The organism is Pseudarthrobacter sp. As-47 (genome assembly GCF_058215595.1).
On sequence record NZ_CM177088.1, the window covers coordinates 4,458,144 to 4,468,973 of the forward strand.

8 protein-coding genes are annotated in these 10,830 nt (G+C 63.3%); 4 read left to right on the top strand and 4 right to left on the bottom strand.

Annotation, left to right across the window (positions count from 1 at the left end; genetic code table 11):
• Positions 1-267: 267 nt before the first annotated feature.
• From AC4BCK_RS20665 to AC4BCK_RS20675, 3 genes are all read left to right on the top strand, one after another.
• Positions 268-1,083, top strand: a complete 816-nt coding sequence (locus AC4BCK_RS20665) for a glycosyltransferase (protein WP_174178464.1) — start codon at positions 268-270, stop codon at positions 1,081-1,083.
• Positions 1,084-1,175: 92 nt separating this feature from the next.
• Positions 1,176-1,370 carry a YciI family protein gene (locus AC4BCK_RS20670; protein WP_490566423.1) on the top strand — a complete coding sequence of 65 codons (195 nt, stop codon included), beginning with the start codon at positions 1,176-1,178 and terminating at the stop codon, positions 1,368-1,370.
• A 188-nt stretch (positions 1,371-1,558) separates the two neighbouring features.
• Positions 1,559-2,848, top strand: coding sequence for an ISL3 family transposase (locus tag AC4BCK_RS20675; RefSeq protein WP_310258686.1), 1,290 nt, complete (start codon positions 1,559-1,561; stop codon positions 2,846-2,848).
• A gap of 45 nt (positions 2,849-2,893) precedes the next feature.
• Here AC4BCK_RS20675 and AC4BCK_RS20680 read toward each other — a convergent pair whose 3' ends face one another.
• Together AC4BCK_RS20680 and AC4BCK_RS20685 are read right to left on the bottom strand one after the other, a co-directional pair.
• A complete protein-coding gene (locus tag AC4BCK_RS20680) occupies positions 2,894-4,168 on the bottom strand; it encodes a hypothetical protein (protein ID WP_490566424.1) in 1,275 nt (424 codons plus the stop codon).
• Between the two features lie 243 nt (positions 4,169-4,411).
• Positions 4,412-5,485, bottom strand: a complete 1,074-nt coding sequence (locus tag AC4BCK_RS20685; RefSeq protein ID WP_490566425.1) for a glycosyltransferase — start codon at positions 5,483-5,485, stop codon at positions 4,412-4,414.
• A gap of 361 nt (positions 5,486-5,846) precedes the next feature.
• Here AC4BCK_RS20685 and AC4BCK_RS20690 point away from each other — a divergent pair, with 361 nt between their 5' ends.
• Complete coding sequence (locus tag AC4BCK_RS20690) at positions 5,847-7,316, top strand: lipopolysaccharide biosynthesis protein (RefSeq protein WP_174178472.1); 1,470 nt, start codon at positions 5,847-5,849, stop codon at positions 7,314-7,316.
• A gap of 301 nt (positions 7,317-7,617) precedes the next feature.
• Here AC4BCK_RS20690 and AC4BCK_RS20695 read toward each other — a convergent pair whose 3' ends face one another.
• The gene (locus AC4BCK_RS20695; RefSeq protein ID WP_490566426.1) at positions 7,618-9,048 is read right to left on the bottom strand and encodes an IS1380 family transposase; all 1,431 of its coding nucleotides are present in this window, start codon (positions 9,046-9,048) and stop codon (positions 7,618-7,620) included.
• A gap of 298 nt (positions 9,049-9,346) precedes the next feature.
• The gene (locus AC4BCK_RS20700) at positions 9,347-10,822 is read right to left on the bottom strand and encodes an O-antigen ligase family protein (protein WP_377085094.1); all 1,476 of its coding nucleotides are present in this window, start codon (positions 10,820-10,822) and stop codon (positions 9,347-9,349) included.
• Positions 10,823-10,830: the final 8 nt, after the last annotated feature.

Genomic DNA, 10,830 nt, shown 5'->3' on the forward strand with positions numbered 1-10,830 from the left:
GGATTACGCCCGAGCGCACCTGAATCAGCCGGACAAATATGCAGCGGAACCCCCCGAATACTGGTCTTGAATCCCCTGGGAGTGGCCTTAAGCCATTACACCGAGGCACTTTTGCATCAATTAGCCGATGCCGGAATAGAAACAGAATTGTTTTCCATTACCGAACCTTCCCAGTCCGGTAAAAGCCGCTTTCAGTGGCTCGGCGCATATACCGCAATGCTTTATGCTGCGGGACGGCGGACACGAAAAAGGAATTCACCTGAAAGGGTGCTCCTCACGTGGCCGGTTCTGGGGTTCCTGGACCTCCTGATGATGAAAGTCCTTTGCGGCGACTCAGGGGTTGTTATTTACCACGATCCACAACCGCTCGTCCGGTCCGTGGGCAGCAGCCCCCTGGTGGCGGGCCTCGTTCGACGGGTGAAGAAGCGGCCCGGAACGGTGGTACACAGCGATGAAGCTGCCCAGGCCATGGACGCCGTCGGACTCACCGGGGGCCTGGCGCAGGTGCCCCATCCAATGCTTCCCCCGGCCGGAGCAGCCAAGGACGCCGCCTTTGGCGGGCAGTCCGGGAAAAGGCCGCGGGTTCGCGTGCTGGGCCAGTACAAGGCCGACCGGGACATTGACCTCCTGAAATCACTGGCCGGCAGGCTTGGCCCGAAATGCGACCTCGACATAGTGGGCCGTGGCTGGCCTCCCGTCGAGGGTTGGCATGTCGATGCCCGCTTCGTCCCGGAGGACGAGCTGGAGGAACTGATCGTCTCCAGCGACACCATAGTCATCCCGTATAAGCGCTTCTACCAAAGCGGCATAGCCATGCGCGCTCTTGAACACGGCGTTCCGATTGTCGGTCGCGTCGGGACGAGCCTTGAGAAACTGTACGGACCGCAATCACGGCTCCTGGTCGCGGCGGACCACGTGGTGCCCGGCCAGGAGGTCGAGGCGTGGGCAGCCGCCATCGAGTATGCAATGGGCCAAGGAAGAACCGAAACGGTCCTCGCGGCCAAACTCTTTCATGAGGAGGCGTCCGAGAGCTGGCGCGCCTTCGGCCGCCGCATGCTGGCCGAAGGATTTGCCAGGGGCTGACCCGGCCTTCCTGCAGGAGAATACCCGCATGACGAAGTTCCTGATCTCGTTCCCCAGTGACGCCATGGTGGTCCCCGCCGAGGACTGAGAACGTGGCACCCGTGCGCGTGGCCGGTGACGGCACCGTCACAGAGGGCACGTACCCAGGCCATGCAGTACCCGACGGCGGCTACACGGTCCTCGAGCTGCCCTCCAGGGAAGCGGCCTTTGAATGGGCTGCCAAGATCGCCGTCGCCTGCCGCTGCCCCCAGGAGGTCCGGCAGTTCCAGTACGACCCCGAGAGCTGACGGAGGCTCCCCTGCACTGCGGGGCCGCCGACGCTGGTGCAGCGGTATGCCGCGCTCCAGCCTCGGAGCCTTACCGGGCTCTTCGCGGTTGATGGGGAATTGAGTTCGTGTCGTTGAAGACAAAGGGGCCCGTGGCCCTGTTGGGATGAGTGTGTCTAAGCATTCAACCTGGAACAGGACCACGAGCCTTGAACGAGCCTACCGGGGTCGCAGCCGATGCTGCCACCATCCTCTTCAACCTGCCCGACTACCGTGTCATCTCCACGACCATGTCCGCTGGCCGCCGTCAGGTCATCGTCGAAACTGATGCGCTACCGGGCTGCCCGAGCTGTGGGGTCATTGCCTCCCGGCGGAAGGAACGCCGCCTTCAACGGCTCCGCGATATTCCCGTCGCCGGGCCGGTGGACGTGCTCTGGTCCAAGTACCGCTGGTACTGCGAAGAGTCAGCGTGCGACCGGCTCTCGTTCTTCGAATCCACGCCGCAAGTGCCGCGCCGTGCCCGGTCGACGAGCCGGCTGCGGGACCAGCTCGTGGACGCGGTCATTCGCTCCGGCAGGGCTTTCTCGGAGACAGCTGCCGGCTTCGCCGTGTCCTGGTGGATGGTCCGGGCTGCGGTGACCGAGGCCTGCCTGCTGCGGCTGCCCGACGTGGACAAGCTCAGTCCGCGGATGCTGGGCATTGATGAACACCGGTTCCGGTCCGTGCGCTACTTCCAGGACCCGACCACGAAGGCGTGGACACGGTTCGAGCCGTGGATGACAACCATCGTGGATCTGGACACCGGCCAAGTCCTCGGCGTGGTCGACGGCCGAGACCACAAGGGCGTCGGGGACTGGCTGTTCGCCCGGCCCCTGCAGTGGCGGCTGGCCGTGCAGGTCGTCGCAATCGACCCCTCCGCGGCGTTCCGCAAAGCCTTACGGATGTGGCTTCCCCGCACTGCTGTCGCCGTCGATCACTTCCACCTGATCTCGCTGGCCAACCAGGCAATGACTGAGACCAGGCAGAACCTCTCCCAACAGGTCAAGGGCCGCCGCGGCAGGGCCATCGACAAGGCCTGGGCCCACCGCATGCTCCTGCTGCGCGGCGGTGACACCCTCACGTGTAGGGCCGCCCTCCGACTCGAGGAAGTGTTCGCCCTGGACGATCCAACCGGCACCCTCCAGGCCGTCTGGAAGGTCAAGGAACAACTCCGCGCCCTGTTGCGCACCGGCTCCCTGGAGGACGCCGCGGCGGCCAAGCAGGTACTCGAGGAGCTGGTCAAGGAAGCCGCACGGCCGGAGACGAACAGGCTGTACCGTACAGTCTGCCGGTGGTGGAAGGAGATCGAGGTGCTGATCATTACCGGCGCCACGACAGGCAAGGTCGAGGCGAACAACACCGCAATCAAGAACATCAAACGAACCGCCCGCGGGTACCGCAACGCCGCCAACTACAAATCGGTTATTCTCTTGAGAAGTGCCGTCAGGACGGCGGCATGACGCTCATTCCAGGGATCCATTTCCCCACGAACCGCGAAGAGCCCCTTACCGCCGCGCCGTCGACCGCTGCCGGGACACGAAGCGCGGACCCATGACCGCAGGCACGGACCTCACTTGCGGCCTCAGGGGTACCGTCATGGCCACCACCGATCCCACTGTCAACCAGAGGACGGGGGTGGATGCCATGGAGGAGGCGGACTCCGAAGAAGCGACAGTAAGCAGGAAGCCCACGGCCAGCCACACAGGCAGGCTCTGCGTCCGCGGAACCCGGCGGAGGAGCTTTCCGAGGTGGATCAGAAGCAGGAGGGCGGCAGCAATCATGGGCCAGCCGATCCACGCGAAATACAGCCCCAGCAGGCTCTCACTGCCCACACCAGTGGATGCGCCTTCAAGCGCGGCCTGGTAGCCGGTTGTGCCGAAGCCCAGGCCTGCCGGCGACTGCAGGCCAAGCATGAAACCGGACAACAGGCCATCCGAATGGCTGGCGGTGTTGCCCTGTTCAATGAAGGTGCTGAACAAGTACCCCCCAAGGCCGAGGCCTACAAGAATGCCCGCGTACTTCCCCACCTTGGTCCAGATGAAGTAGATCACGGTGACCACAAGGAAAATCAATATGCCTGCCCGGGCATATGCAAAGAACAGGGTGGCGCCGATGGCAGCAAGCATTGCAAGCCGCGCGAAACTCCTGAGCCTTGCGACGGCAGCAAAGGCACCGAGCCCAAGCAGGAAGCCCATGACGGGAGGGTTCATGAAGGGACCGCCAGGACGGAAGGTGAGGTCACCGTTGGACACTCCGTCCGCGAAGTAAGCCGGCGGCAAACCCATGCGCATACTGCGGGGGTTCCCGCCCACAACGTTGACGTGGTACCAGGACGGGTCAAGGAGGGGCGCCTGCATGACTTCCTCAGCCAGGGCCCAAGCCACGGTCAACCCGGCTAACAGCAGCAGGTAGGCGCTGATCTTCCGCCATTTGATGTCGTCCCGGTAGACGAAACCGGCGAACACCAGGCCAAGCGGCATGAGTACCTGTCGCGCCTGAGCAATGCCGATGTCCGCATCCGGTGATCGGATGAATCCGATACCCACCAGGATGACCAGCAGCAGCATCATCCCAAGCGCCTTGTGCAGGCGCTTGTCCTGGGAGCTGAAGGCCCTGATAACGGCGGCTGCAACAAGAACCGCCGCAGGCACGTCATCCAGGTACTGGAAGGCATCAGACCTGGTGAGGGTGATGAGCGGCGCCTGCGACCAGCCGGCCGCAATGACCAGCAGGATCAGTACATGGTAGGAGCGCCCAAGGATCAGTACCAGACTGATCACGGCGGAAGCGGTAACAACGAAAGGCAGTAGCACGAGTTGGTCGTCCCTCTCGAGATTGCTGCAACGCCTCCAGAATCGCTGCAATGCAGGGTCAAGCCCCGGAATCATCCGGACAGGTTTCAATACCCGCAGTATCGCAAGCATCGCGTGTGACGGAATCCGTCGTTCCTCACGCTAGGCCGACCAGCATCTCCCAACAAGTGCCAGGCCGCGAGTATGTGGATACCCACAACCGGCTGTGCGTCATGAACCTCCCCCGATGACCGCCTCTCTCCAGCAGGCCAGGTACGGCGCGGCAGCCAACGCGACAGTCCGCCCGGTCTGCAGCGCCGTTATCTGGCGGTCGAGGCGTTCCAGCTCGGTCGAATCGGTGATGGTCCTGTGGGCAGCCTCTGCCAGTTCCCGGACGGAGGCGGGAACCACGATCAGCCCGCCGGCCTTGGATGCTTCCCCCAGCGTTCCGGAGTCGAATCCGATCACGGGGGTGCGGTAGGCGAAGGCCCTTGAGGCCACTCCGGAGGCAGGCAGGATATTGCCGTAAAAGCGGCTCGTCTTGTCATAGGGCAGGAGGATGGCCCTCACGGATTCAAAGAAGGCGTCCTCCTGCCGCCCCTCGACCGCTCCCAGGATGGTGACTCCGGGGATCGGTGGCAGCTGTTCGGTTCCCCTGCCGGCCACGCGGATTTCGACGTCCGGCGGGAGTTCGCGACGAAGCTCGACCAGCCTGTCGAAGCCTTTGCCTTTGGAGGCGTGGCCGTAGAGTCCTACCGCCAGAGGACGCTGGGAAGCAGGCTTCAGGGCAGGCCTGGGCGGCACGAAGTGCCAGGTGCTGAGCACCCGGCAAGCGGGAAAAGTTTGCCGAAGCGCTGCCGCGCCGGCTTCACTGAGCGCAAACAGGGTGGTGTCCCGCAACAGCCACCGTTCCAGCCGGGCACTGACAGGGCGCAGCGGGAGATGGATGCCGTGGTGCAGCAGCTTGCTCCGGGCCACCCACTTGAAGCGGAAAGGCCACCACGCGGCCAGCGGGGGGTCATGCACGGTGGCCGTTGTGGCGACGTCCCGCGAGCGGCCTGCCAGAAGCCAAAAGGGACCCAGCGACGCCGCTGACAACTCGAAGTGAACCACCACCCGGCCGGCGGCGAGTGATTCCTTCACGGCCACGGAGAGCCTGCGCCGGTCACGGAACACGTCAAGGAGCCCTACGTTGCCCGGTCCCGCAGTCCTGATTTCGCGGAATGCCGAAAAGTTGGGCACAGCCGCGGCGATGAACTCTTCCGCATAGTCGCCGACTCCACCCGAACTTATACGGGGTGCCACCAGAATGAGTGTGGCGGGAATTGGAGAAGTATTAGATACAGGCACTGCGTCTGAATTAGCCACGTTACTCCGCTTTTGCACCAAAGGGACGAAAAACTATTCGGCATGGACCCTGGAAATTATCACTAAGGATGCGTCCGGCCTTCACTACAGTATGCACCAGCACCCAGGGGACAAACCGGAAAATTGAGCAAACAATTCGTTTTCCCCCTTCCGTCCACCCGGATCGCCGGAAGACCGGTCTCCCGATGCCCGGAAACAATATTTAGCTCAATAACTGCTCAATTACGGTGAATTCCTCCCACCGGTCCGCACCCAGACAGTAAACTTCTGCAAAGAGGCCACAGGAAGGCTCCAACCCATGACGAACGTTGCTGGTGGACTTGCCCGTGTCGGTTTCCGGGGCGCGGTGTGGCAGGGGCTTGCCCTGGTGGGCGGGAAGGCGATCGTCCTCATAACGACGATCGTGCTGGCACGCCTCCTGTCGCCTGAACAGTATGGCCTCGTGGCCGCGGCACTGGTCCTCATGGCCTACGTCGAGACCGTTGCCGATGCCGGCGTCGCTCAGGCCCTGGTCTATCTGCCTGCCTCCGGCGTCGCGGCCCGCTCGGCGCTGCTGGTTTCAGTGGTTCTTGGTTCATCCCTGGCCCTCCTGACGTTCTTCTCGGCGCCATGGATCGCCGGGCTTTTCCAGCTGCCGGACGTGGGCCCCCTGGTACAGGTGCTGTCCATCGCAGTCCTGGCAACGTCGCTGGGTGCGGTTCCAGAAGCCCTGCTGCGACGCGACCTTCTGTTCAGGCGGCTGGCGGTTGCCCCGATTGTCCGGGCGCTCGTCACGGGAGTACTGAGCCTGGTCCTCGCCTTCGCAGGGTACGGTGCCTTCTCGCTCGCGGCGGGCACCGCGGCAGGGGCGGTTGCGTACGCAGCCACGTGCTGGTGGCTTGTCCGCAAGGGCGCTCCCTGGCAGATCTGGCGCGTGGCCAAAGACGCCCTCCGGGCAAACCTCAAATTCGGCGTTCCCGTGGCAGGCAGCAATCTCCTGGCACGGCTGATCTTCGACATCGACTATGTGATCATCGGCGTGATCCTTGGCGCCCAGGCCCTTGGTTATTACACGCTGGCCTTCAGGCTGCCCGAAGCCCTGATCATCAACGTCTTCTTTGTGCTCTCCACGGTCCTGTTCCCGCTTTACACCCAGGTGCAGCACCAGCCGGAACGGCTGCGGGACGGCTACCTGAAGGGTGTCCGTGTGCAGTCCCTGTACGGCATGACGGCGGGGGTGGGCCTGGCGGTACTGGCGCCGATTCTCGTTCCCCTGGTCTTTGGCGGCCAATGGTCCGAGTCGGTCATTCCGCTTGTCTTCCTGGCCCTGTATGCGGCAGCACGCTCCCTGGGAGCGGGCGCGAACGACGTCTACAAGGCCATCGGCCGGCCCGGCATTTCGATCACGTTCTCACTCATTCGGTTGGCAGTGCTGGTGCCGGTCCTGCTGGTGGCTGCCCAATGGGGGATCATCGCCGTTGCGTGCGCCCAGATGGCTACAGCACTTCTTTTCGCCATCGGAATGCAGACGGTGGCTGCCAAAGTGATCCACATCGGCCCAAAAGCAATGCTGCGCGCTGTTTTGCCGGCCTTCGCCTGCAGCATCGCCGTGGCGGCGGCTGGAACAATCATGTTCCTGCAACCCTACTTGGGGGCTCCCCTGACAGCGGCGCTGGTATTTGTGACTGCCATAGCCGCCGTGTACGGCGTCCTCCGGTGGGGATTCCCAACCCTGCACCATGAGCTGCTGCACCTCGTTCGCCGCCGGCAGGACGCCCCGGCTGAATAGGAGGGCTCGGGCAATCGTCCCCGCGCAGGCGGGGATGCGGCCCGGGCCGGCGTGTCCGGGCAGGCCGGTGTCGACGATCAGCTGCCGCCGGCATCACCACGGCGGAGACGGCGGCAGGCGGGCAGGTACCTAGCCCCGATTTTTCATGAGGGCAGGTGATGACTGCGGATTGCGTCAGGCCGGTGGCTGGTGGTTGTTTGCTGTTTTCGGGCGCGGTGGTTTGGCCTGTTGGGTCGCCTGGCTTGGCGCCGGTTCCACTTCCGGTGATGGGTCTGCTCGTCGGGGTTGGGTCAGTGACTGCTCAGCCTGAGCCGGCCAGCAGGAGTTGTCGAAGGTGCCTGGTATTCTCCAGAAGCAGGTTTATAAGGGCCTTCTCGGGTGCTCTTTCCGGCAGGAGGAGCTGGCTATGGCGGGCGCGGGTGATGATTTTCCCTGCGGTCGCGAAGAGCCGGTAGCGCCAGCGTTTGATGTCCCAGGCCTTGGCCTGGTGGCCGTCCGGGAGGGCGGCGAGCTGGATCCAGGAGACCAGGTTGAAGGCCAGCGCGGCGATGTTCGCCCAGGCCTGGTTCGCGGCGAAATCGAAGAACGGGAGTTTGCCAAGGCCGGTGTTTTTCAGGGTTTTAATCCGGTTCTCGCACCGGCCCCGGGCACGGTGCCTGGCATCCAGATACGGGCCGTGCCAGCGGGAGGAGTTGGTCAGGAACGCGGTAATCCGGTGCCCGTCGGTGTCAAGCAGGGTTGGTTGCGCGCCGGGGTGCAGCGGCTCTGCGCGCAGGAACAGTTGCGTGCCCGGCGGGTAGTCCGTGAGCGTGAGGACGTCGGTGGCGTTGATGACCCAGGCATTGGTGCGGTCGTTTCCGGTCTGGTCCAGGGCCGGCTGCCAGTACTGTTTGTCGCTGATCCAGTCGACCATGTGGGCCTTGCCGAAAGGGATGGTGTAGCTGGTGGTGAACTGCACGCCCAGGCCGTGCAGGTGCCAGAGGAATTTCCGGGAGGCCCCGGCACTGTCGGTGCGGACCAGGATCTTCTCCCCGGCCAAGGCCCCGGCCTCGGTAAAGAAGCTCTCCGGCAGTTGGGCTGTGGCGGTGTGGAAGACCCGGATGTGGTCATCAGCGCTGTTCGCCCCGGCGTTCCCCGGGCGCAGCACGGCGGCGAGAATTTCCCCGGAACCATTGCCGGCCCCGTAATCACAGGAGGCGATGAAGGGGGCGAAGCCGTAGCCGCGTTTGTAGGTTCCGGCGACGTTTTCCTTGTCGGAGTGGGAGGTCACCAGGGTCGCGTCGATGTCGATGATCAGCGGGTCCAAGGCTGTTGCGGTCAGGGCCGGGTTCCTTGCTCCGGCGGCGTTCCAGGCCCGGGTTCGCAGTTCCCGGGTGAGGGTCTCAAAGCCGTAGCGAAACAACTCGGGGTTCGTGACGGTTCGTTCGAAGAACCGGGACACCGTCGCGTTGGAGGGCAGCTGACCGAAGACTCCAGGTGAGGACCGCAGAATGTCCAGATCCGAAGCGTGTTCACCGCCGGCGGCGAGCATCGCGGCAAGGGATCCAACCAGCCGTCCCGGCCGGTGCTTCGCTCCGGAAGGGACAAACTGGCCCAGCCGGTCCTCGCACAGCCTGCCGAAACCGAGGGCGTCCATGAAGCCGGTGAGCACCGAAACTCCGGCGTGGGAGATCAGCGACTGGCCGGTGAAACTAACCGGCAGGGACGGGAAAACGAAGGTAGACTTTTGCATCGAAAGGGTGCTCCCTCGCTCGGCAAATAACGGTCTCGACAACCACTATTTTCCCAGCTCAGAGCACCCTTTCCCTGCTTAAACACGCCCCGCACCCGGCGCCCCATGAAAACCCCGGGCTAGAGCCGGGGCGTCAGATGTCGCTGCCGGTGTCGACGAGCGCCACAGCGCGACGGCGGGTTCCGGCCAGGAAGGCAGCCTGACCCGCCAGGACCTGCTTGGACCGGAGGTGCCCTGCCGACCCACGTCCTTTACAAACCACGTCCCTTACAAAGCAGGTCCGTGCAAACCAGGTCCCTTACAAGGGGGATGCCTCCCTGCGCGGGACAGCAGGCACGGCATCCGGCTCCTGTTGCGCCGCAAGGTCCGAGCCGATGACCAGGCCGAGAATGATGAAGTAGGGTGCCGCGGAGTTGGGGCTGAGCGCTACTTCATTAAAGGCGGCATTCAAGAGGAACCCGCCCAGGAGGCCTGCCGCCAACGTCCTATCGCGGAGGTCTTTGATTCGTAGGACGTGTTTGGACAGCTGGACAAAAAACACCAGGTACACGGCCAGTCCGACTATTCCGAGTTGACCGATGACCATGCCCAGTCCGCTCTCCGTCACAGCAGACGTGGACTCGGACCCTTCCGAAAATAGACCAGCGAGGACTCCGGAACTGCCCAGTCCACGCCCGAGTGGATGGTGCGGGAACTCCACAAAGGCAGCGGTGAACCCGTCAATGTGTGCCGCAGTACTGCCCGTCGAACTGGACACGGTAAACAAATAGAAGTTGTAGGCCCCGGCAGCCAGCAGCAACAGCGCAATGATGTGGCTGGTTCTGGATGCGTAGAAGCGGGTCCAGAATGCCAGGAACACGATCAGGCCAAGGAGTGCACCCTTGCTGACGGCCAAAACCATCGCCGCCACCGTTGCGATCTGGCAGAGCAGCCCGCGGAGATACCAAGCCGCCATGAACACGGCGAAGAGGAAGGTTCCGAAATTAACCGGGTCCGCGAAGGGGCCCGCCATGCGCCTGAGGAACTCGCCCGGAACCACCTGCTCCGAAGCAAAGAAGTTCTTGGGCAGGCCGGAGTCCTGCTGGACAGAAATTCCCTTCTTCTCCCACAGGTCCCGGAGGTTGAGTGTCTGCCAGAAATCAGGGGTGTTCGCTTCAATGAAGCCGAAGACAATCGCCACGAAGCCCAGCATCACCAGGTAGCGGAGGTATACGGCATGCTTGGCCCAGGCGCTGGCATGCAGGCCGATAAGGAGGAACAGGAAAGGAGCCACGATGTTCCTTGAGGAGGCGGCTGCTGCTGCCAGGTCATGTTGGAACAACACAACGGTTGCAGCACCGTAGAGAACAAGGATGGCCAGGCAGGTTGTCACTGCCTTGATCAGCTTCCGAAGGGCTTTCCCTTCCGGAGCCGGCTTTTTTGCCGAGATCAAAACCAGATACAGGGCAACCGAGAAGAGGAAATTCAGGATGATGGCAAACTGGAGCCGTCCGCTGTCCATGGCATCGGCGACAGTGGTCAGATAGACGTTCTGCGTCGCTGACATGATCGTCGGGATGATGAGGAAGAACGAAATTTCGGCCTTTCGCTCAGCCAGCCGGTGAATCAATTGCGCGGTGACAGAAAAAAAGACCACTGCCGCCACTGCGGCAAGAATGGCGATGGAGCCGAGGCTGGCGGCGACGGTGATGAGTACCAGCCCGCCGCCGAACAGCAGGAAGGGGACGATGTCGACCCTGGGCGAGAACTCGGAGGCCGTTTTCTTGGTGTACATCTTCTCCC